This is a genomic window from Shewanella sp. HN-41 (assembly GCF_000217915.1).
Classification (GTDB): Bacteria; Pseudomonadota; Gammaproteobacteria; order Enterobacterales; family Shewanellaceae; genus Shewanella.
Map to the genome: position 1 here is coordinate 1 of NZ_AFOZ01000036.1, position 23,902 is coordinate 23,902.

Consider the following 23,902-nt stretch of genomic DNA (forward strand, 5'->3'; position numbering starts at 1 on the left):
TGCAGAGATGGTGCGCATGGAAGGAGTCGAACCTCCGACCGCCTGGTTCGTAGCCAGGTACTCTATCCAGCTGAGCTACATGCGCGACTTGTATCTTTTTTGCTTCAATAAAAAATGGTGCGCATGGAAGGAGTCGAACCTCCGACCGCCTGGTTCGTAGCCAGGTACTCTATCCAGCTGAGCTACATGCGCACTGTTTTCTATCGGTAAGAAATGGCGGAGAAGGAGGGATTCGAACCCTCGATGGGAGATAAAGCCCATACTCCCTTAGCAGGGGAGCGCCTTCGGCCACTCGGCCACCTCTCCGTTTTCTTGGCGCACATATTACTGTTTGACGAAAATAAGTCAAACCCTTTTTCTGAAACAGATTCCATTTGGACTGTTTTTAATCACATTGCTGTTATATCAAGCCAATGCGTTGATTTGCGCCAATCTTTCACTTTAAAAAAATAAAAAAGCCAGTTAAAAACTGACTCTTCAGTTGCCATAATACTCTCGTCGAAACGCAGTATTAAAAGTTTCCACCTTCTGATGGCGAACCCGATTTTTCAGATTGAATGCGTTGATAGATTTCTTCACGGTGAACAGAAACCTCTTTAGGTGCATTCACACCAATACGCACTTGATTGCCTTTTACCCCTAGCACTGTAACGGTGACTTCATCACCAATCATCAGTGTTTCGCCAACACGACGAGTCAAAATCAGCATTCGATAACTCCTTTATTTCCTAATTCAGCTTACACACGGCACTCATCCGGTAGATGGGCTTATTATAAGGTCAGCTTAGTACAAATTAATAGTATTCAATACTCAAACGGTTATTTAATTACACCTTATTTAGCTCGAAAGCGTGATGTAACGCCCGAACCGCCTTGTGTAAGTCCCTTTCATCGATCACGGTTGACAACTTACTCCCCGACGTCGAGAGTAACTTAGCATGGATTGTTTCATTACCCAAGACCTCTAACATCTTAGTCAATAATCCAATTTTTGCCTGTAAACCTTTGCCAACTAAAGATACTTTTGCACGTTGACGCTCAACAATCAATTGGCCTAGATCAAGGCTAGCGCTTAAAGCTTCTAGTTCCTGTAAAAGAATATCCACTTTTGCTTCCGCCAGCATAAAACTTACACATTCTGAAGGGCTATCCTCATTCAGTCTCAAGGGAGTTATAAACTCGACATCGATCTCAAGACGCGATAAACAGGCTAAAAGAGCCTGATAACGCTCGCTGGTTGTGAATAGTCCATCTATGGTAAAGGTTGCTAAAGCTTTATTGACCGCAATACCCTGCACTAAAGAGGCTAAAGCGAGTTCAGATTCATCACCAAATTGAATTAATGTCCCCTGTCCGGCTTCAAAACTCGAGAGCACCCGTAAAGGCACCCTAAATCGCTCGGCATATTCAACGGAATCAGGATGCAGTACCTTAGCACCAAGCTTAGCCATTTCGAGCATAACATCGAAGCCAATCACATCGAGGCGACGGGCGTTGCTATCAATATTAGGATCTGTGGTGAACACACCAGTCACATCGGTGAAAATTTGGCACTCATCGGCTCTCAGCGCAGCGGCTAAGGCAACCGCAGTCGTATCCGAACCGCCACGCCCTAAGGTCGTCACGTCACCATAAGGGTCAATACCTTGAAATCCCGCTACAATTGGCACTATGCCATCGGCGAGCAAGGACTCCAGATAAACCGTATCGACATGCTCAATACTCGCCCGACCAAACTGACTATTGGTATGTATCTGAACCTGATCCCCTGTGAGCGACTTAGCTTTAATACCGCGACGCTGCAGTGCCATGGCCATTAACGCAATACTGATTTGCTCCCCCGTCGAAACGAGCATATCGAGTTCCCGCGCACTTGCGCGGGGATCGATTTGCGCCGCTAGCGCAAAAAGACGATTGGTTTCCCCTGCCATGGCTGATAAAACCAGCACCTGCTGTTCACCACTGTGGGCGGACTTTGCAATCTGTTCGGCAACCACTTCGATACGTTCAATAGAACCTACCGAAGTGCCGCCAAACTTTTTCACAAAAAGCTTGCTACCACTAAGCTTTCGTTTTTCGAGCACAGCAACCTCTTAAGCTAAACGCTCAGTAATCCAAGGTAATACTTGAGACAGTGCAGCATCCAAATTTTCTGGTTGGCTACCGCCCGCTTGCGCCATATCTGGACGACCACCGCCCTTACCGCCCACTTGTGCGGCAACCATAGCAACTAGTTCGCCCGCCTTCACTTTGCCGACTAAATCGTTACTTACACCCGCGATAAGGTTTACTTTGCCTTCTTGTGCAACACCTAGCAGGATAACGGCGGATTTCAGCTTTTGTTTTAGCTCATCTTGCAGGCCACGCAGTGCACCAGCTTCAACGCCTTCAAGCTTCTTAATCAGCACGTTAACGCCATTAACAACAACCGCATCACCGGCTAAATCCGCACTCGCTGCCGCCGCTAACTTATCTTTCAGTTGCGACATTTCTTTTTCGAGCTGCTTCATTCTATCCAGTTGGGCTTTTAACTTAGTCACAACCGAATGTGTATCGCCCTTGAGCAATGCAGCGGCTTCTTCAAGCTCAGACTGCTGCTCAGCCACGTAGGCCATAGCTGCTGCACCTGTTACCGCTTCGATACGGCGAACACCCGCGGCAATACCGCCTTCGGAGGTGATCTTAAACAGTCCAATATCACCTGTGCGGCCAACGTGAGTACCACCACACAACTCGATAGAGAAATCGCCCATGGTAACCACACGCACCTGCGAGTCATATTTCTCACCAAAGAGTGCCATGGCACCTTTTTCTTTAGCCTCATCAATCGCCATTTCAGCAGTTTTCAGCTCGTGGTTACGGCGAATCTGGGTATTTACTAATTCTTCGACTTGCTTAAGTTCCGCTGGTTTTACCGCTTCAAAATGGGAGAAGTCGAAACGTAAACGCTCAGGATCAACCAAAGAACCTTTTTGCGAGACATGAGTACCGAGCACTTGACGCAGCGCAGCATGCAATAAGTGAGTCACAGAGTGGTTTAACTGAGTACGGTGACGCAACTTCTTATCCACTTTAGCTTCAACAACTTGGCCGACACTTAAGCTGCCAGCGGTTAATGAACCTCTATGACCCGATGCTTGGCCAAATTTTTGTGTATCATTTACCACAAATTCAATATCTTGGGCAACGAGTACCCCTTTGTCACCCACTTGGCCACCCGATTCGGCGTAGAAAGGCGTCACATCGAGCACGGCTACCGCTTCATCACCCGCATTGATCGCTAGCACAGATTCACCATTCACATAAAGCGCTGTGACTTTGGCATTGCCAGTGAGTTCTGAATAACCACAGAATGCGGTTTCAGCATCAATCTTAAGTGCAGCGTTATAATCGGCACCGAAGTTACCCGCAGCTTGAGCACGGCTACGCTGCTCAGCCATCGCCGCCTCGAAGCCAGCTTCGTCAACGATGATATTGCGCTCACGGCATACGTCAGCGGTTAAATCCACAGGGAAGCCATAGGTGTCGTACAGTTTAAAGACGGTTTCACCGTCTAAGGTGTCGCCTTGCAATTCATTTAATGCGCTATCCAGTATGCCTAAACCACGCTCAAGTGTGCGGGCAAACTGTTCTTCTTCCGCTTTAAGCGCCTTTTCAACAATCACTTGGGTTTCAGCTAAACCTTTAGCCGCATCACCCATCACTTCAATCAGTGTCGGCACTAACTTGTGGAAGAAGGCTTCGGTTGCTCCTAACTTATTACCATGACGCACGGCGCGGCGGATGATTCGGCGCAGCACATAGCCACGACCTTCGTTAGATGGCATCACCCCATCTGCCACTAAGAATGCACATGAACGGATATGGTCGGCAATAACACGCAGAGACTTGTTGGATAGGTCAGTCACACCGATGATTTCGGCGGTTTTGGCAATCAAGGCGCGGAAAATATCGATCTCGTAGTTTGAGTGAACGCCCTGCATAATCGCAGCAATACGCTCAATCCCCATACCTGTATCGACAGAAGGTTTTGGCAGAGGCAACATTTCGCCAGAGGCTTGACGATTGTACTGCATGAAAACAATGTTCCAGATCTCGATGAAACGGTCGCCATCTTCTTCTGGGCTACCAGGACGTCCGCCCCAGATGTGATCGCCGTGGTCGTAGAAAATTTCGGTACAAGGACCACAAGGGCCAGTGTCACCCATTTGCCAGAAGTTATCTGAAGCGTATGGCGCGCCCTTATTATCACCGATGCGAATGATATTTTCGGCGGCTACACCAATCTTTTTATTCCAAATGTCAAAGGCTTCATCGTCTGTTTGATAAACGGTTACGCACAGACGCTCCTTTGGCAGCTTTAAAGTTTCAGTTAAAAATGACCAACCAAAACGGATCGCTTCTTCTTTGAAATAGTCACCGAAACTGAAGTTACCTAGCATTTCAAAAAAGGTATGGTGCCGGGCAGTATAACCAACGTTATCTAAATCGTTATGCTTACCACCCGCACGAACGCAACGTTGAGCAGTGGTCGCACGTGTGTAGCTACGCTTGTCCATGCCAAGAAACACGTCCTTGAACTGGTTCATACCGGCGTTGGTAAATAACAAGGTTGGATCGTTGCCGGGTACAAGAGAACTACTGTCCACAACTTGGTGACCATGGCTGCGGAAAAATTCGAGGAAAGCACTTCTAAGCTCTGCTGTCGTTTGATACATGAAATCGTCCTGAATTGGGTAAGCATTACCAGCTACGCCTTAGGCTAGCCGTATTTCTATTTGCCCAGCATTATAAGCAGACTGAGGAAGGACGACCAGCCTTGATTGCTGATATACGCATCAGGAATTTAATATTTTAAGTAAGATCTCCTATGGCGCATAGGTTATAGCAAATTGATACCAAGAATAAGGCGGCCACACAGATGAAACAAAGCGCGCATTCGGTCTAGAAGTTGTGTGAAACAGGCGGGAAATGCTTAACTCAATAGCGGATCGAAGCAGGGAATGAGGTCAGTTATCGAAGTCGTCGCTTGGATCATAATCGAGCGCATAAATGACCTGTTCATAACTGAAACCTTGCCCGAGCAAAAAGCGCACCCGCTTAGCCTTTTCTTTAGTTAACAGCGCTAATGATTTAGAACCTTTGACTGCTGTTACCTTAGGATTGCCGTACTTTTTGATCGCTTTATCTTTGGCTAATTCAAACCAATCACAACCGCTATTGACAATAGCGGTTTCGATGCACTCTTTGGAAAGCCCTTTATGTGCAATAGCTTGTCGTATACGAATAACGCCATGCCCACGACTAATATGGCTACGAACAAGCAACTCAGCATAACGGTTGTCGTTAATAAATCCCGCAGACTCACAGTCATTTAGCGCGGCTTCTATCTCGGGTAATTCGAAGCCTTTCTCGAGCAGTTTAGTGAAAACTTCTTGGCGGGAGTAATCACGGCGCGCTAATAGCGCGACCGCGATTTGACGGGCTGACTGGTTCAGAAAATTTCGCCTGTCTCTAAGTCAATGTTACCTTCACTGCTTTCATCATCGGATGCTGATGATGCCAGTGCACTAGGATTACTCAACAATAGCTCACGTAATGTTTTATCGATTTCAGCGGCTACGGTTGGATTTTCAGTCAAATATTTACCAGCATTGGCGCGACCTTGACCGATCTTATCGCCTTTATAGCTATACCAAGCACCCGCTTTTTCGATCAGCTTATGGGCAACGCCTAAGTCAACTAACTCGCCAGTGCGGTTAATACCTTGACCATAAAGGATTTGGAATTCTGCTTGTTTAAAGGGCGCAGCCACTTTATTTTTAACCACTTTAACGCGGGTTTCGTTGCCGATAACTTCATCGCCGTCTTTAATGGCGCCTGTGCGACGAATATCTAAGCGAACAGAGGCATAGAACTTCAGAGCGTTACCGCCAGTGGTGGTTTCAGGGTTACCAAACATCACACCAATCTTCATCCGAATTTGGTTAATAAAGATAAGTAAGGTATTGGACTGCTTTAAGTTACCCGCAAGCTTACGCATGGCTTGGCTCATCATACGAGCCGCTAAGCCCATGTGTGAGTCACCAATTTCACCTTCGATTTCAGCTTTGGGTGTTAACGCTGCCACAGAGTCAACGATGATCACATCCACCGCGCCAGAGCGAGTTAAGGCGTCACAAATTTCTAGGGCTTGCTCGCCAGTATCTGGCTGAGAACAAAGCAGATTATCAATATCTACACCTAATTTTTTGGCATAAATAGGATCTAAAGCATGCTCTGCGTCGATAAAGGCACAGGTTTTACCTTCACGCTGTGCTGCGGCAATCACTTCTAGTGTTAAGGTCGTTTTACCCGATGATTCAGGGCCATAGATCTCAACGATACGCCCCATAGGTAAACCACCAGCACCTAAGGCGACGTCCAGAGATAGCGAACCGGTAGAGATGGTTTCAACATCCATAGAGCGATCTTCGCCCAGCTTCATGATGGAGCCTTTACCAAATTGTTTCTCAATTTGGCTCAATACCGCAGCAAGTGCTTTCTCTTTATTTGGATCGACCTTCATTCCTGTTCCCTCATCTAGACAGTGTCAGTACTGTCAAAAGTGATATTCAATTTAATAACGGGGCAATTCAAAAAGCGAGGCTTTCTGTCTTAATCTGCTGACTAGTATACTGTACAATCATACAGTATCAAGACCTGTGGCTGAATTATTTTTAGGTCAATGGATTTACCCAAATTAACCTGCTTTTAGATTACTCTAAGTCAGATAAATCACTATATAAACGAATATCCACAGTTTAGGGCTCAATTCTCAGTAAATTATTGCTAAGATTGGCGCAACTTATTTTGCGCAGTAGTGGCCAAAATCCCTGACATTTTTGCCATTACCAGACCAATTGATATCGCCTTTAGGGCAGCCACAACGGACGATAACGATTTAATGAATGTAATTGATACCGATGATTTAGAAAAACATACTCCTATGATGCGTCAATATTTGACCATGAAAGCAGAGCATCACGATATGTTATTGTTTTATCGTATGGGTGACTTCTACGAGCTCTTCTATGACGATGCCAAACGCGCTTCAGAATTATTGGGCATTTCGCTGACTGCCCGCGGTAAGAGTGGCGGTGATCCTATTCCTATGGCAGGCATCCCCTACCATGCAGTTGAAGGCTATTTAGCTAAGTTGGTTCAAATTGGTCAATCGGTTGCCATTTGTGAGCAGATTGGTGATCCCGCGACCTCTAAAGGTCCGGTTGAACGTAAAGTGGTGCGCATAGTGACACCTGGCACCTTAACCGATGAGGCCCTCTTACAGGAGCGCCAAGACAATCTATTAGCTGCTGTTTATCAAGGGAAAGTTGGCTTTGGCTATGCAACTCTCGATGTCTCTTCTGGTCGATTTGTGATTGCAGAGCTTGAGACTCGAGAATCCTTAGAGGCCGAATTACAACGGACCAATCCCGTTGAAGTTCTCTACAGTGAAGACTTTGGCGCACTGGAATTATTACAACATTTCAAAGGTAAACGCCGCCGCCCCGAGTGGGAATTTGATTACGATACCAGTATCAAGTTGCTGCTCGCACAATTTGGCACTAAAGATCTGCACGGTTTTGGTATTAGTGATGCGCGCTTATCCCTGCAAGCGGCAGGCTGCTTGATGCAGTATGTTAAAGATACCCAACGCACCGCCCTGCCCCATATCAATGCTATCACCCGTTTCAATCAGACCGATACCATAGTCCTCGATGCGGCTACTCGCCGTAACTTAGAGTTGACGCAAAATCTCAGTGGTGGCAGGGATAACACCCTAGCAGCCGTGCTCGATAATACTGCCACCGCCATGGGCAGCCGTATGTTGCAGCGCTGGATCCATCAACCCCTTAGGGATCCAAACGCCATTATTGCCCGTCAAATGGCAGTGAATGAGTTACTTGAAACCAACACACATGAAGCGCTGCATGGGCAGCTAAAAGCCCTGGGTGATATAGAGCGCATTATGGCAAGGCTGGCGCTTCGCACTGCTCGCCCGAGGGACTTTGCCCGATTACGTCAAGCGTTGAACTTATTACCTGAATTACAACAGAGTTTAAGTACACTGAGCGCACCACACACGATTCAATTGCGTCAGCATTTAGGCGAATTCCCCGCAGAGCAAACCCTGCTTGAGCGTGCGATTGTCGATAATCCACCTATGCTTATCCGTGATGGTGGCGTGATCCGTGAAGGCTATAACGCTGAATTAGATGAATGGCGCGGCCTTAGCGAAGGGGCGAGTGACTATTTAGTCCAGCTTGAAGCAAGGGAAAAAGAACGTACAGGCATAGCGACACTTAAGGTCGGCTACAACCGGGTACATGGCTATTACATTGAGGTCAGCCGCTTACAATCAAACCAAGTGCCGCTGAATTATCAGCGCCGCCAAACCCTTAAGAATATGGAGCGCTATATCACTCCCGAACTTAAGGAATATGAAGAAAAAGTCCTTTCCAGCCAAGGTAGAGCTTTAGCCCTCGAAAAGCAGTTATGGGAACAACTATTCGATCTCATTTTGCCTAAATTGCACGAATTACAAGCCTTTGCTAGAGCCGCTGCCGAACTCGATGTATTGAGTAACTTTGCCGAACGTGCCGAAACCTTAGGTTATACCTGCCCCGAACTCAGTACTGAAATTGGGGTGAAAATCGATGCGGGTCGCCACCCTGTTGTTGAACGTGTAAGTCAAACACCGTTTATCGCCAATCCGGTCACCTTACACAATCAAAGGCGCATGTTGATTGTCACAGGCCCGAATATGGGCGGTAAATCGACCTATATGCGTCAAGTCGCCTTGATAACCCTAATGGCTCACATAGGCAGTTTTGTACCGGCAGAGCGGGCTGTCATAGGGCCCATTGATCGAATATTTACCCGTATTGGTGCATCGGACGATCTGGCCTCAGGTCGCTCAACCTTTATGGTCGAAATGACAGAAACCGCCAACATCCTCCATAACGCAACGGCTCACAGCCTAGTATTAATGGATGAGATTGGCCGCGGAACATCAACCTACGATGGCTTGTCTTTAGCTTGGTCCGCTGCTGAATATCTTGTCCAGCAGGTCGGCGCTATGACGTTGTTTGCCACGCACTATTTCGAGCTAACCCAATTACCAGAGCTGATGTCTGGCGTCTATAACGTCCATTTAGATGCAATAGAACATGAGGATACCATCGCCTTTATGCATGCAGTGCAAGAAGGGGCTGCCAGCAAGAGTTATGGATTACAGGTTGCGGCACTCGCGGGCGTACCCGCGAAAGTCATTAAGGCGGCAAAACACAAATTGCAGCAATTAGAAAATCGAGATCATCAGCTTGAGGGCACAAAAACGCCCATTCAAGCCTTACTCGCCCTACCTGAACCCGCAGAGAACCCCGCTCTCACCAAATTGCAGGCGCTCAATCCCGATAATTTAACGCCTAAGCAAGCCCTTGATTTACTGTATGAGCTAAAACGTTTAAGTTAACTTATTGATTTTTAGATAACAAAACGCCCACTTAGGTGGGCGTTTATATACGAAGGACTCTAAGGTAAACCTAAAATTAAGTCTTCCAAAAGACATTAATTTCTAAACAACGCTTCAACTGATAACCCCTGTGAACCGAGCAGATCACGTAGACGTTTTAATGCTTCAACCTGAATTTGACGTACACGTTCACGGGTTAAGCCTATCTCAGCTCCTACATCTTCTAAAGTGGATGGTTCATACCCCAGTAGACCAAATCGACGCGCTAGCACTTCTCTTTGTTTAGTATTGAGCTCGTTTAACCATTTGACGACAGAGTTAGAAATATCTTCATCCTGCACTTTATAGTCTGGGCCGACGTTATCATCATCCGCCAGCACATCTAACAGAGCTTTGTCATTATCGCCCCCCAAAGGCGTATCGACAGAGGTGATTTTCTCATTCAACTTCAGCATACGACTCACGTCGGCACTGGAAACCTGCAGTTTTTCAGCAATCTCTTCCGCTGTGGGCTCATGATCCAGCTTTTGTGCTAACTCCCGGGCAGTACGTAAATACACGTTCAATTCTTTTACAACATGGATAGGCAAGCGAATAGTGCGTGTTTGATTCATAATCGCACGTTCAATGGTTTGTCTAATCCACCAAGTCGCATAGGTAGAGAAGCGGAACCCTCTTTCGGGATCGAATTTCTCTACTGCGCGGATCAATCCTAAGTTACCTTCTTCGATTAAGTCTAACAGCGCAAGACCACGATTGTTGTAACGACGGGCAATCTTCACGACAAGCCTTAAGTTACTCTCGATCATGCGGTTACGGGATTTTTCGCAGCCTTTTAAGGCTTTACGGGAAAAATATACTTCTTCTTCTGCGCTAAGCAGTGGGGAAAACCCTATTTCACCTAAATAGAGTTGAGTGGCATCAAGGTTTTTTTGCAGGTCATCTTGAACCTGTTGTTCTAGCCCAAGTTCTTGAACTAAATCGGTGGCAATATCCTCTTTTTCGAGATCAAATTCTGCGGTTTCTACGGAAAAATCTACTAGTTCTTCTGCGGCAGTGCTATTTATGCGGCTCATGATCAAATCTCCCAAACCTAATTTAACTGCTTGAATTACTGCAATTCTATCTCCTCCATGCCAACAAGGCCCTAAACAATCATTGCTTAGGTAAATAATTAAGTGGGTTTACAGATTGACCATGATAACGAATTTCAAATCGCAACATTATCTGGTTAGTGCCTGTGTTGCCCATTTTTGCAACTGTTTGTCCCGCTAGGACATGTTGCTTTTCAGTGACTAAGATCTGATCTGCGTGAGCATAAGCACTAAGGTAATCATCACTATGCTTAATGATGACTAAATTACCATATCCCCTAAGCGCACTACCTGCATATACCACCCGCCCATCTGCAGCGGCTTTGATGATATCTCCACGTCTTCCCGCAATCTTAATACCTTTATTCCCCTGCTCATTGGCAGAGTAAGTCCCAATCAGTTTACCTTTTACGGGCCATTGCCATTGACTCACACTGTCCGGCAGTGTCGAGGTGGGGGCAACGATTAAAGGGTTAATATTTTGTTGGGTACTTGTTGCAGAATACGCAGGCTTCGCTTTCTGATCAAGTGTTTTTTTCTGTGGATCATTTAATGGAGATTTTACGTTCGAATTATCACTACTAGATTGTTTTATAGAGGAATTAACCTCACCTCGCCCTTTGGCTATCGAGTTATTTCCACTTAAAGTTGTCGTTTTTGATTTAGGCACTGACGGGGTTTCGGTTAAATATAAAACCTGCCCAGGGTAGATAGTGTACGATTTATCTAATTGATTAATTTTGGCTATTTCTGCGAAATCCTTGCCCGCCGCCCATGAAATTGAATAGAGCGTATCGCCTTTTTTAACTTTATATGAATTTGATTTAATGTGCCCTTTGTTATGTTTTGAATAACTGTGGGAAAGACTTTCGACAGGTGCGGGACGGCTCGCCTGAAAGCTACAACCTACAAGCATAAACAACAAACCAAGGTTTAAAAATAAACCCGCATTCGACAATAAAAACTCCTTTCCTAAGCTGTATCACTGTTAACTATGGGAGAAATCATTTCTCACCACGATTTCCCACCTTAGACAAGGCTGCAAATGTTAAGCGAGTTCACCATTAACTAGGGGCACAAACTTCACCATTTCAACGATCTCGGAACTGTAACGATCAGCATGACGGGTGATCCGCATTAATTGCTGCGTTTCTTCACCAACAGGGATCACTAACACGCCACCGTCGGCTAACTGGGATAATAAAGCCTCCGGCACAGTTGAGGCCGCAGCCGTCACCATAATGCCGTTAAAGGGGCTACGATTTTGCCAACCTTGCCAACCATCGCCATATTTGAAGGACACATTATGGAGATCGAGTCGCTTCAATCGCTGCCGAGCTTGGATCTGCAGCCCTTTAATCCGCTCTATGGTATAAAGCTCTGGCACTAATTGCGCCAAAATCGCCGCCTGATAGCCCGACCCAGTTCCCACCTCAAGCACCTTTTGCGGCTGGTTTTGTAGTATGAGCTCTGTCATACGAGCCACGATATAGGGCTGAGAAATGGTTTGCCCTTGCCCTATGGGCAAGGCGGTATTTTCATAGGCTTTATGGGCTAATGCATCATCGAGGAACAATTCCCGCGGCGTTTGTGAAATCGCCTTCAACACGGCTTGATTACGGATCCCCGTATCATGGAGCTTTTTAGCTAAATTCACCGCCGATGTTGAGGCAATTCGAGTCATATTTTATCTACCCAATTTTGCAATGCCGATAATTGTCTATATGCAGTGAGATCTACCGTTAAAGGGGTGATAGAAACATAACCATTAGCGATAGCATGAAAATCCGTCCCCTCGGTCGCATCTTGCTCAAGACCAGGAGGGCCTAACCAAAAGATTTCCCGTCCTGCGGGATCTTGGGTTCGCACTATCCCTTCGGCTTTATGCCTCGCGCCAAGCCGCGTCACTCGGATCCCTTTGATTTCTTCGAGGGGTAAATCTGGCACATTGATATTTAAAATCTGGTCACTTGCCAAGGGGTGTGCTAACAATCCTTGTACAATACGACGAGCATAAACGGCCGCCGAGTGATAATGTTTGCCCTCTCGACCATTAAGCGAAATCGCCACCGCAGGGAAGCCTAAAAACCGTCCCTCCATCGCCGCCGCAACTGTGCCCGAATATAAGGTGTCATCCCCCATATTCGCACCCGCATTAATACCCGAAACCACCATATCGGGCTCACCTTCACAAAGCTCACGAATGGCTAAGTGCACACAATCGGTGGGAGTGCCGTGCACTGAAATATAACCATTATCTAACCTATTAATTCTTAATGGATTAGTCAAGGTCAAAGAGTTACTTGCGCCAGAACAATTACGATCGGGTGCGACTGTCATCACATGGGCAATTTCAGCAAGCGCTTCGGTTAAGACTCTGATCCCGAGCGCGTTGACGCCATCATCGTTACTGACAAGAATGCGGATCATGATGCTTCATCACTGCCGTTAGCCATTTTCACCTCAGGGGAGAGCGTTGCCTGCCATTGCTGCTCTTTTACATCCTGATAATTGACTAACTCTCTGAGTAAGGAAGTCGCAAAACTCCCCGCGGGCAAAATAAACTCCAGCACTAGTCCGTCTTCCGTTTGCTCGTATTTAAGTCCTTGTGGTTCTAAAAGTAATGGTCGGCGTTCTTGCTCCAATCCCGCGTGTTCTAAGCCATAACAATCATCCGTTAATTCAGCCATCGCGGCGGTTTCCACCATGGCGGCTTCACCTTGAGGTAACATCATGCCGCGACCCCATAATGGCGCTGAAAGTTGAATATCTTTTTCAATCAGACGTTTCAACACCACAAGATCCCATTCGGGTGTGACGAAGAAACTTTTGCTCCCCGCCAACATCACACAATCACCCGCTAAAGGCTTAGTACCATGGTTGGCTAAACGGTATGACACGACGGTATTAAACAGATTTGAGCGCACGGCAGATAAATACATGCTGCGTTTATTTCTGTCTTTGACCTTTTTGCCGGCCAACATTTGGCGTCCCAAAACTAAATTTTTACCATCGTGGCCAAAGCGTTGCTCACCAAAATAATTGGGTACGCCTATTTGGTTCACTTTTTCGATACGGCCGATAATATCTTCAACATGGGTGACATTACGTAACGTCAGGATAAATCGATTACCCAGCAGTGCGCCGATGCGTAATTTTTTGCTATGACGGCTGCTAGAGAGAATCGTTAATCGCTCGCTGTTGAGTTCTGCCCAAGCGGGAGTTTCTTTACCCGGAATGCGTACACCAAACCATTGTTCCGTGATGGCATTTTTATCTTTCTGACCCGCGTAGGTCACTTCCTTTGGATGCACTTTTGCGAACTTGGCTATCATTTCAGCCACTTGAACCGTATTAAGTCCATCTTTACGGATATGCAGCAGATGATGTTCCCCTTCGCCTGTAGGGCTAAAAGGCAAAATCTCTTTCACGATAAAATCGCTATTATGAGTACGTAAATCTGCGCTGCCAAGTGGCTTGCCGTATAGGTAATGGAGTTCACTCATGGGACTTATTTATCTCGTTAATTAATCTTGTATACGTTTCATCAAGACAACTGCTTCTACCGCTATGCCTTCTTTACGCCCGGTAAAACCTAACTTTTCAGTTGTGGTAGCTTTGACATTAATATCACCTAATGGAGTACTTAAGTCGGCGGCAAGCACCTGACGCATGGCGTCAATATGAGGTGCCATTTTAGGTGCCTGGGCAATAATAGTGACGTCTAAATTGCCTAGCTCAAACCCTTTCGCGGTTGCTAACCCATAACAATGGCGCAGTAATACGCGACTATCTGCGCCTTTATAAGCGGCATCCGTATCGGGGAAATGTTTGCCTATATCCCCTAGCGCCAGTGCGCCAAGTATGGCATCGGAAATCGCATGTAAAACCACGTCACCATCGGAGTGTGCAACGAGTCCAGTCTCATAGGGCACTTCAACACCACATAAAATTAATGGTCGCGCTTCGCCAAATTTGTGAACATCAAAACCATGGCCGATACGGATTTTCATTTATCCACCTAACAAATTGATTATCTTTAATTTTATATAAATTACTTAGTGGCTCGCATCAAAAAAAGCTCTGCCAAGCCTAAATCATCTGGATGAGTTACTTTAATATTATCGGCTCTCCCCGAAACCAGCCCTGGTGAGATCCCCGCCCATTCCATAGCCGAGGCTTCATCCGTTACCAAGACACCCGCGGCGATGGCGCCTTGCAGATACGATTTCAGCAGGGATGTGGGAAATAATTGTGGTGTCAATGCATGCCATAGATTATCACGACAGACAGTTGCACAGATCTCCCCCCGTGCATCGGCACGTTTCATGGTATCACGCACTGGCATAGCCAAAATGGCTCCTTGGGGAAACAGTGTTCTCGATGCCAGCAACTTATCGATATCCCCTTCGGTTAAACATGGTCTTGCCGCGTCATGTACTAAAGCCCAGCTGTGTTCTGGCGCTTGCTGCAATGCCGCCAATACCGAATCGGCACGCTCACCGCCGCCTAACACTGTGACTAATTTAGGGTGCTTGGCTTGGGGTAAAGTCTCAAAAAAAGTGTCTTCTGGATGCAGGGCGACAATGACTTGGGTGATCTGGTGATGGGACAATAGCCTATCTAAGGTATGGGCCAGTATGCTTTGGCCTAATAACTCTAAATATTGCTTTGGCTTGCCCGCTCCCATACGGGCGCCGATCCCCGCCGCTGGCACTATCGCCACAACCGAGTGAAGCTTATGAGCAGCGATCCCGGCCATTTGGGGTTGGCTTTCTGAATGCTTATCCACTTCTAATGCGATATCCATACGCATTGGCTCCATCACTGTGAAGGATTCGATACTGAGCGTTCACCGCCTACAACCCGGTAGAAGGTCTCACCTTCTTTGACCATACCAAGCTCGTTACGGGCACGTTCTTCAATGGCTTCAGTGCCACTTTTAAGGTCGATAATTTCTTCCTTAAGCACTTGATTACGCTCATTGAGTTTAGCGTTGCCTTCCTGTTGAGCCGCAATCTGTTTTTGCAGGACAAAGTATTCGGGCAGGCTGTTATCTCCCGACCACAGCCGGTATTGCAGCAAACCGAGTAGCACTATGAGTGCAATGACAAAAAATTTCATGGAGGAATTAACGTCAGTATCTTGGATTAAAAAAATATACTGCAGATAGTACAACAAAAAAGGCCACCAAGTGGTGGCCTTTTTACATCAGACGTTAAATTACGCCTGACCTTTGATCTCTTTCAAACCACGGTATGGCGCTTTTTCACCTAATTGCTCTTCGATGCGTAGCAATTGGTTGTACTTAGCCACACGGTCAGAACGGCACAGTGAACCGGTTTTGATTTGGCCAGCAGCAGTACCTACGGCTAAGTCAGCAATAGTTGAATCTTCAGTTTCACCACTACGGTGTGAAATAACCGCCGTGTAACCCGCTTCTTTCGCCATGCGAATGGCGGCTAAAGTCTCAGTCAATGAACCGATTTGGTTGAACTTGATGAGGATTGAGTTAGCGATACCGTTTTCGATACCACGGGTTAAGATTTTAGTGTTAGTCACGAATAAATCGTCGCCCACTAATTGGATCTTGTCGCCCATGATCTTAGTTTGGTACGCCCAACCATCCCAATCTGACTCGTCTAAACCGTCTTCGATAGACACGATTGGGTATTGCTCCGCCAATGATTTAAGGAAATCAGAGAAGCCGTTCGAGTCGAATACTTTGCCTTCACCCGCTAAATCGTATTTGCCATCTTTGTAGAATTCAGATGCGGCGCAATCGAGTGCCAAAGTCACATCAGTACCTAACTTGTAACCCGCCAGTTCAACGGCTTCTTTAATTACCGCTAAAGCATCGGCATTTGAAGCTAAGTTAGGCGCAAAACCACCTTCATCACCAACTGAAGTGCTTAACCCTTTGTTGTGTAGTACTTTTTTAAGAGTATGGAATATTTCAGCGCCCATACGCAGTGCTTCACGGAAGGTTTTAGCACCAACGGGTTGCACCATAAACTCTTGGATATCAACGTTGTTATCCGCGTGCTCGCCACCGTTTAAGATGTTCATCATAGGCACAGGCATAGCATATTGGCCTGGTGTACCGTTCAATTCGGCGATGTGCGCGTATAAAGGAATACCTTTAGATGCTGCGGCTGCTTTGGCAGCGGCTAAAGACACAGCCAGAATCGCGTTAGCGCCTAACTTGTCCTTGTTTTCTGTGCCATCTAAGTCGATCATGATTTGATCAAGTTCAGCCTGTGCACTGGCATCTGTGCCTAATAACGCAGCGCGGATGACACCGTTTACGTTGGCAACAGCCGTTAATACACCTTTACCTAAATAACGGCTCTTGTCGCCATCACGTAATTCTAACGCTTCGCGGCTACCGGTTGATGCACCAGAAGGCGCCGCAGCCATACCCACAAAACCACCTTCTAAATGCACTTCGGCTTCAACTGTTGGGTTACCACGAGAATCCATAATCTCGCGGCCAATCACGTTAATAATCTTAGCCATATTACCCTCGATTTAAGTTTAAAAATAAAAGAAAAAACCAATACCTATGGGAATAAACAGATGTAAAGCACGACTAAAATCTTTAAATTCCGTTTACTATTTCCGTCTATACGCATGTCGTTTATACACATGGGTACGAGTTCTCACTCAGGTTTAAGCGGCTTGAGTGTAGCAAAAGGCCGGCCTCACTGTCGTGGGTCCGGCCTTAAATTTTCTTACTTTAGATCACGTTTTTGATGTGCGCTCGCTGCGGCAATAAAGCCTTCGAACAATGGGTGACCATCGCGCGGAGTTGAGGTGAATTCAGGATGGAATTGACCTGCTACAAACCATGGGTGATCTTTTAATTCGATCATTTCCACCAGCTTACGATCGGAGGACAAACCACTGAACACCATGCCCGCTTGTTCTAAACGTTCTCTATACTTGTTGTTCACCTCGTAACGGTGACGGTGGCGTTCAATACAAGTGCTGCCTTTATAGGCCTGAGCCGCTTTAGAACCATCGAGTAAATGACATAACTGGGCGCCTAAACGCATAGTGCCACCTAAGTCAGATGCCTCATGGCGCTGCTCTAGGTTACCTTCTTCGTCAACCCATTCGGTGATCAAACCAACCACAGGATATGGCGTTTCTTTATTGAATTCAGTTGAATGAGCATCAGCCATACCAGCGACATTACGTGCAAATTCAATCAAGGCAACTTGCATACCTAAACAAATACCGAAATACGGTAGCTTGTTTTCACGGGCAAATTTCGCCGCCAGTATCTTACCTTCAACACCACGCTCGCCGAAGCCGCCTGGTACTAAGATACCGTCTAAGCCCTGTAGGACTTCATCGCCTTTGGCTTCTACGGTTTGTGAATCAATGTACTTGATGGTCACAGATACGCGGTTTTTAAGGCCCGCGTGTTTTAATGCTTCGTTAACTGACTTATAGGCATCTGGCAGCTCGATGTATTTACCCACCATACCAATCACGACTTCGCCGTTTGGATTAGCTTCTTGGTAAATCACATTTTCCCACTCAGATAAGTCAGCTTCACGGCATTCTAAACCGAAACGCTTAACCACTAAGTCATCCAAACCTTGTGAACGTAACAAAGCTGGGATTTTATAAATACTATCAACATCTTTTAATGAAATCACCGCACGCTCTTCGACGTTACAGAATAGCGAAATTTTGGCTTTTTCATTAGCAGGAATCGCACGGTCACCACGGCAAACCAACACATCTGGTGCAATACCGATAGAACGCAGCTCTTTCACTGAGTGTTGAGTTGGCTTAGTTTTCACTTCGCCTGCAGCACCTAAGAAAGGCACTAAGGTTAAATGCATGAACAGAGTACGGTCGCGACCCAGCTCAACACCGAGTTGACGGATAGACTCGAGGAACGGCAAGGATTCGATATCACCCACAGTACCGCCGATTTCGACGATAGCCACATCATGGCCTTCGCCACCGGCTAGTACTTTCTCTTTAATCGCGTTAGTGATATGTGGGATAACCTGAATGGTTGCGCCCAAATAATCGCCACGACGTTCTTTACGCAATACTTCTTCGTAAATACGACCGGTAGTGAAGTTGTTACGGCGGTTCATCTTAGTACGGATAAAACGCTCGTAGTGACCCAAGTCGAGATCTGTTTCTGCACCGTCCTCAGTCACAAATACTTCGCCATGTTGGGTTGGGCTCATGGTACCCGGATCAACGTTAATGTATGGGTCCAGTTTCATGATGGTTACATTGAGACCGCGGGCCTCTAAAATTGCGGCTAATGACGCAGCTGCAATGCCTTTACCTAGTGATGAAACAACGCCACCAGTAACGAAGATATACCTTGTAGTCATGCTGAACCTGAGAAAATGAGTTTGAAAATACGTGCTTGTAAGAAAGCACTAGGACGGGGCAGTAGTATACCAAAGGCGGCACGATTCGACAAACACCAATCGGGATAATTTGCCGTTTATCTCGTCTCCGTCGCTTTTACTTGGTCCCAATAGGCATCAAGTTCCATTAATGTGTGTTCTTCCATGCTTTTACCGCTCTCACTCGCCAACTGTTCTACGCCGCGAAAACGACGTTCAAATTTAAGGTTGGCTTGGCGCAAGGCTTGCTCTGGATCGACCTTTAGATGACGGGCTAAATTCACTACCGCAAACAGCAAGTCGCCCATTTCGGACTGCACTTTAGCCGGGTCTTGCTCGAAATGATTCACTTCATGCAAGACTTCATCGATTTCTTCGTGGATTTTAGCGACCACGGGCTCAAGCTCGGCCCAATCGAAACCGACCCGCGCCACCCTTTGCTGAATTTTGATTGAGCGCGACAGCGCCGGTTGTGTGCGCGGAATATTGTCTAACGCAGAAACCACAGTATCAGCTTGGGTTTCACCAGCAACTTGCAGCGCCTTTTGCTCACGCTCACTCGCTTTAATCGCCTCCCAATTGGCTTTCATCGCTTGGGCGCTATCGTCCATTTGTACATTTTGCTCACCAAACACGTGGGGATGGCGACGGGTTAACTTGTCGCTGATTTTTTCAATCACAGTGGCAAAATCAAACAACCCCTGCTCTTTACCGAGCTGACAATAGAATACGATCTGAAATAATAAATCCCCAAGTTCATCGGGTAACTCATCCCAGGCTAAACGCTCAATGGTATCGGCGACTTCATAGGCTTCCTCTAGGGTAAAAGGCACTATGGTTTGGAAAGTTTGCGTTTTATCCCAAGGGCAACCCGTCTGCGGATCGCGCAGTTTTTCCATAATCTTAAGTAGCGGCTCAACATCCGTTGTGGAAAATGAGGTTAATTGAGCGGTATGGGAAGTCATGCTTATATCCTTTAAAGATAAATACTGAAACGGGCGAATACTGAGGAAGAGCAAAAAGAATACACCCCAGCAGTGCTTTTTAGCGAGATACCACAATAAAGGGGTAATGATAAGTTAGGTAAAATAAAAGCGCTATTTTGATCCTGAATGAGGGTCTTAGTGACTTATTAAACGAAAGAGTATCTGCCCAATTTTATGATTGCCCTCATATAATGAGCAATAAATTTACAACCTTCTTAGCCTACAAATTCTTCATCTATGCCCTGCATACAAGTATTTAGCGCAAGCCGTCTTAAATGATAAGATACCGCAATATTTCAACGAAGCTAAAACTCACCGAATGAATACGTGGCAATTTTGACCTAACTGTGCACGTGATGAATGCGGTTATTCGATTTATTTATTTGATAATGTTAGGTGTATTTCTATTCTGTCGCCCTAAATGGAGCGTACACCCTTATAGATTTTGGAGACAAAACTCATGACAAACGCGAATGTGGATGCCACGCAGTTAACCACTAAGCCATCACAGGATGGTTTTTATATGCCCGCCGAATGGGCGGCGCAGCAAGCCGTATGGATGATTTGGCCATATCGTCCGGATAACTGGCGCTCAGCAGGTGCTTATGCTCAAGCGACCTTTGCTAAGGTGGCCGATGCCATCGGTGGTGCCACTCCCGTGTTTATGGGCGTACCTCACGCCTTTTTAGCTGAAGCTCAAAAAGTGATGCCTTCCCACGTGACTCTGGTTGAAATCGATAGCAACGATTGCTGGGCTCGCGATACTGGACCCACTGTGGTCGTTAATGCCGAGGGCGAATGCCGTGGCGTTGATTGGGGTTTCAATGCTTGGGGTGGTCATAACGGTGGTCTGTATTTCCCATGGGATAAGGACGAACTGGTTGCCGCACAAATGCTCAAGCAACATGGTTTTGCCCGTTATAGCGCACCGCTGATCCTCGAAGGTGGCTCTATCCATGTCGATGGCGAAGGCACCTGTATGACCACGGCAGAATGTTTACTTAACGCCAACCGTAACCCGGATCTGACTAAAGAGCAGATCGAAGCCTTACTGCGTGACTATTTGAATGTTAAGCAGTTTATCTGGTTGGAAGAGGGCGTATATATGGACGAAACCGACGGCCATATCGACAACATGTGCTGTTTCGCGCGCCCTGGTGAAGTGATCCTGCACTGGACCGACGATGAAACCGATCCACAATATCCACGCTCGAAAGCCGCGCTGGATGTGTTGCAAAACACAGTTGACGCCCAAGGCCGCAAGTTAAAAATTCACCTGCTGCCACAACCGGGTCCTCTGTATTGCACCGAAGAAGAATCAAAAGGCGTGACAGAAGGCACTGGCGTACCGCGCACTGCGGGCGAGCGCTTAGCGGGTTCCTATGTGAACTTTTTAATCACCAACGATCGTATCGTATTCCCCCTGCTTGACCCTGCAACCGACGATATCGCCGCGCAAAAACTGCAGGAGATTTTCCCTGAGTACAAGATTGTTGGCGTACCCGCTCGGGAGATTTTATTAGGTGGCGGCAATATCCATTGTATTACCCAGCAGCTCCCTTCTGGAAAGTAAGTACAACAAGGAGAACAGTATGACGCTCGATGTCACTGTTATTGCACCACAATTGGCTTTCTGCGGGAGGGCGTAAGATGTTTGAAGTAACTGAAGTTTCCATTGCCGAGCTGCGTGAAGCGCTCGAATCCGGCCGTACGACTGCGGTTGAGTTGGTAAAATCCTATTTGGCTCGAGTGGCGGCCTACGATGGCCCGGCCACTGAGACTAAGCTGAATGCGTTAGTGGTACACAATCCCGATGCGTTGAAAGAGGCCGAGGCTTCCGATGCGCGCCGTGCCCGTGGCGAAACCTTAAGCCCACTCGATGGTATTCCTTACACCGCTAAGGACAGCTATTTGGTGAAGGGGCTGACGGCGGCGTCTGGCAGCCCAGCCTTTAAGGATTTAGTGGCTCAATATGATGCCTTCGCGGTGGAGCGCCTACGCGCCGCGGGTGCTATTTGCTTAGGCAAAACCAATATGCCACCGATGGCGAATGGCGGCATGCAGCGTGGTCACTATGGCCGAGCCGAAAGTCCCTACAATGCGAACTATCTGACGGCGCCCTTTGCTTCGGGTTCTTCCAACGGAGCGGGCACTGGAACCGCGGCAAGCTACTCGGCGTTCGGTCTTGCCGAAGAGACTTGGTCGAGTGGTCGTGGCCCTGCATCCAACAACGGTTTGTGTGCCTATACGCCATCTCGCGGGGTGATTTCGGTGCGCGGCAACTGGCCATTAACCCCAACCATGGACGTGGTCGTGCCTTATACTCGCACTATGGCGGATATGCTCGAAGTGCTGGATGTGATTGTGGCAGATGACCCTATTACCCGTGGCGACCTCTGGCGCCTGCAACCTTGGGTTCAAATCCCTAAAGCTTCTAGCGTTCGCCCAGAATCCTATCTGGCGCTGGTGGCTAGCGCCGACACCCTTAAGGGTAAGCGTTTTGGCGTGCCGCGCATGTACATCAACAAAGATGAACTCGCGGGAACCAGCGAAAACCCAGGTATCGGTGGGCCAACGGGTCAACGTATCCATACTCGCCAATCGGTTATCGATTTGTGGGAAGCGGCGCGTAAAGCCCTAGAAGCCGCTGGCGCCGAAGTGATTGAAGTCGATTTTCCTCTGGTGTCTAACTGTGAAGGCGACCGCCCCGGTGCGCCGACCGTGTTTAACCGTGGCATAGTCACGCCTCAATTCCTCCATGATGAATTATGGGAACTCTCGGGTTGGGCGTTCGATGAATTCCTGCGCGCGAACAACGACCCTAAACTCAACAAGCTTGAAGATGTTAACGGCTATCTGATTTTCCCACACGATTTAGGCACCTTGCCAAACCGTGAGGGTGACTTAGCGGCTGGCATGGAAGAGTATGTCAACATGGCCAAACGCGGCCTGAAATCCTATGACCAGATCGACAGTATTCCTGATGGTCTGCGTGGTTTAGAGAAGACCCGTAAGCTGGATCTCGAAGACTGGATGGACGGACTTAAGCTCGATGCCGTGCTGTTCCCGACCGTGGCCGATGTCGGCCCCGCCGATGCCCATGTGAATCCGGCCTCCGCCGATATCGCTTGGAGCAACGGGGTTTGGGTGGCAAACGGTAACCTCGCAATTCGCCATTTAGGCGTGCCGACTGTGACTGTGCCTATGGGCGTGATGGCCGATATCGGTATGCCAGTGGGATTGACCTTCGTGGGCCGTGCCTACGACGATAACAATCTGCTGAAGTTTGCGGGCGCATTCGAATCGACGGGCAATAAGCGTATGGTTCCGCCACGCACACCAAAGCTTGGTCAATAAGTGCTAAGCCTAAGAACTCAGGCAAAGCAATAAGCCTAAGAACTTTGCCTAAGCGCTAAATGTAAGCACTGAGTAATTAAAAACGGGATTGGCATTAAGATACCAATCCCGTTTTTTAACGCCAACGGAAAGTCAGAGGCAAGACTTTGCAGTTAACTGAACTCAAACGCTAACTCATACAAAAACGACTAATACTGAATGGAACATATGTCCTAACTTGTTTATGCCCCAAAGCAAGATAACTTTGTCGTCAGGTGTGCTGTACTTATTGTCATTGTTTCCTCAGAGATACGCCGCCAATTCCTTTTAAAAGAAGCATCTCTGAGGCTTCTACTAAAAAACAAAAACGGGGACAGCCATATCTTTTTGTGTTTTTCAGCCCCTTCTACTAGGCTTTAAATTATCCTGATTTTGTCTGTGTGGAGTTTGTGATGACCTCGGCCGGAAAAACGGGAAAAAACGGGGACAGCCACATCTTTTTGTGTTTTTCAGCCCCTTCTACTAGGCTTTAAATTATCTTGAATTTTGTCTGTGTGGAGTTTGTTGATGACCTCGGCC

At 47.2% G+C, this 23,902-nt stretch carries 19 protein-coding genes and 3 tRNA genes; 3 read left to right on the plus strand and 19 right to left on the minus strand.

Translation table 11 applies throughout. The features are described from left to right. Nucleotides 1-8 precede the first annotated feature (8 nt). From SOHN41_RS13220 to recA, 8 genes are all read right to left on the minus strand, one after another. Nucleotides 9-85: transfer RNA gene (locus SOHN41_RS13220), tRNA-Arg, on the minus strand. Between the two features lie 30 nt (nt 86-115). Further along, nucleotides 116-192, minus strand: a tRNA-Arg gene (locus tag SOHN41_RS13225). 22 nt (nt 193-214) lie between these two features. After that, a tRNA-Ser gene (locus SOHN41_RS13230) sits at nt 215-306 on the minus strand. A gap of 205 nt (nt 307-511) precedes the next feature. Beyond that, nucleotides 512-709 (minus strand): carbon storage regulator CsrA, encoded by a 198-nt coding sequence (gene csrA / locus SOHN41_RS13235; RefSeq protein ID WP_007649794.1) that lies wholly within the window; start codon nt 707-709, stop codon nt 512-514. Between the two features lie 118 nt (nt 710-827). Next, entirely contained in the window at nt 828-2,084 is a 1,257-nt protein-coding gene (locus SOHN41_RS13240) for an aspartate kinase (protein ID WP_007649796.1), read from the minus strand. A gap of 9 nt (nt 2,085-2,093) precedes the next feature. Beyond that, the gene (gene alaS / locus SOHN41_RS13245; protein WP_007649797.1) at nt 2,094-4,718 is read right to left on the minus strand and encodes an alanine--tRNA ligase; all 2,625 of its coding nucleotides are present in this window, start codon (nt 4,716-4,718) and stop codon (nt 2,094-2,096) included. Nucleotides 4,719-5,009: 291 nt separating this feature from the next. Beyond that, nucleotides 5,010-5,477: a regulatory protein RecX gene (locus SOHN41_RS13250; protein WP_420705324.1), complete on the minus strand. Its 468-nt coding sequence runs from the start codon at nt 5,475-5,477 to the stop codon at nt 5,010-5,012. 17 nt (nt 5,478-5,494) lie between these two features. Further along, on the minus strand, nt 5,495-6,568 hold the full coding sequence (recA, locus tag SOHN41_RS13255; RefSeq protein ID WP_007649801.1) for a recombinase RecA: 1,074 nt from the start codon (nt 6,566-6,568) through the stop codon (nt 5,495-5,497). A 378-nt stretch (nt 6,569-6,946) separates the two neighbouring features. Here recA and mutS point away from each other — a divergent pair, with 378 nt between their 5' ends. Further along, complete coding sequence (gene mutS, locus SOHN41_RS13260; protein ID WP_037459148.1) at nt 6,947-9,517, plus strand: DNA mismatch repair protein MutS; 2,571 nt, start codon at nt 6,947-6,949, stop codon at nt 9,515-9,517. 95 nt (nt 9,518-9,612) lie between these two features. Here mutS and rpoS read toward each other — a convergent pair whose 3' ends face one another. The 11 genes from rpoS to mazG form a co-directional block, all read right to left on the minus strand. Next, complete coding sequence (rpoS, locus tag SOHN41_RS13265; protein WP_007649805.1) at nt 9,613-10,593, minus strand: RNA polymerase sigma factor RpoS; 981 nt, start codon at nt 10,591-10,593, stop codon at nt 9,613-9,615. Between the two features lie 79 nt (nt 10,594-10,672). Next, complete coding sequence (locus SOHN41_RS13270; protein ID WP_007649806.1) at nt 10,673-11,569, minus strand: peptidoglycan DD-metalloendopeptidase family protein; 897 nt, start codon at nt 11,567-11,569, stop codon at nt 10,673-10,675. A gap of 90 nt (nt 11,570-11,659) precedes the next feature. Next, nucleotides 11,660-12,295 carry a protein-L-isoaspartate(D-aspartate) O-methyltransferase gene (locus tag SOHN41_RS13275; protein ID WP_007649807.1) on the minus strand — a complete coding sequence of 212 codons (636 nt, stop codon included), beginning with the start codon at nt 12,293-12,295 and terminating at the stop codon, nt 11,660-11,662. Beyond that, entirely contained in the window at nt 12,292-13,041 is a 750-nt protein-coding gene (gene surE, locus SOHN41_RS13280) for a 5'/3'-nucleotidase SurE (RefSeq protein ID WP_007649808.1), read from the minus strand. The genes SOHN41_RS13275 and surE overlap by 4 nt, the downstream gene beginning before the upstream one ends. Further along, nucleotides 13,038-14,117: a tRNA pseudouridine(13) synthase TruD gene (truD, locus tag SOHN41_RS13285; RefSeq protein ID WP_007649809.1), complete on the minus strand. Its 1,080-nt coding sequence runs from the start codon at nt 14,115-14,117 to the stop codon at nt 13,038-13,040. Before truD ends, surE begins: the two co-directional genes overlap by 4 nt. Nucleotides 14,118-14,138: 21 nt before the next feature. After that, nucleotides 14,139-14,624, minus strand: a complete 486-nt coding sequence (gene ispF / locus SOHN41_RS13290; RefSeq protein WP_007649810.1) for a 2-C-methyl-D-erythritol 2,4-cyclodiphosphate synthase — start codon at nt 14,622-14,624, stop codon at nt 14,139-14,141. A gap of 41 nt (nt 14,625-14,665) precedes the next feature. Next, a complete protein-coding gene (gene ispD / locus SOHN41_RS13295; RefSeq protein ID WP_237703923.1) occupies nt 14,666-15,373 on the minus strand; it encodes a 2-C-methyl-D-erythritol 4-phosphate cytidylyltransferase in 708 nt (235 codons plus the stop codon). Between the two features lie 62 nt (nt 15,374-15,435). Continuing rightward, nucleotides 15,436-15,735 (minus strand): cell division protein FtsB, encoded by a 300-nt coding sequence (gene ftsB / locus SOHN41_RS13300; protein ID WP_083820786.1) that lies wholly within the window; start codon nt 15,733-15,735, stop codon nt 15,436-15,438. A 99-nt stretch (nt 15,736-15,834) separates the two neighbouring features. After that, nucleotides 15,835-17,130: a phosphopyruvate hydratase gene (eno, locus tag SOHN41_RS13305; protein WP_007649813.1), complete on the minus strand. Its 1,296-nt coding sequence runs from the start codon at nt 17,128-17,130 to the stop codon at nt 15,835-15,837. A gap of 215 nt (nt 17,131-17,345) precedes the next feature. Next, the gene (locus SOHN41_RS13310; RefSeq protein WP_007649814.1) at nt 17,346-18,983 is read right to left on the minus strand and encodes a CTP synthase; all 1,638 of its coding nucleotides are present in this window, start codon (nt 18,981-18,983) and stop codon (nt 17,346-17,348) included. A 116-nt stretch (nt 18,984-19,099) separates the two neighbouring features. Further along, nucleotides 19,100-19,966: a nucleoside triphosphate pyrophosphohydrolase gene (gene mazG, locus SOHN41_RS13315; RefSeq protein ID WP_007649815.1), complete on the minus strand. Its 867-nt coding sequence runs from the start codon at nt 19,964-19,966 to the stop codon at nt 19,100-19,102. A gap of 481 nt (nt 19,967-20,447) precedes the next feature. Between mazG and aguA the strand changes: the two genes are divergently transcribed. Continuing rightward, nucleotides 20,448-21,560, plus strand: coding sequence for an agmatine deiminase (gene aguA / locus SOHN41_RS13320; RefSeq protein WP_007649816.1), 1,113 nt, complete (start codon nt 20,448-20,450; stop codon nt 21,558-21,560). 77 nt (nt 21,561-21,637) lie between these two features. Beyond that, a complete protein-coding gene (locus SOHN41_RS13325; RefSeq protein WP_037459154.1) occupies nt 21,638-23,344 on the plus strand; it encodes an amidase in 1,707 nt (568 codons plus the stop codon). The last annotated feature ends 558 nt before the right edge of the window (nt 23,345-23,902 follow it).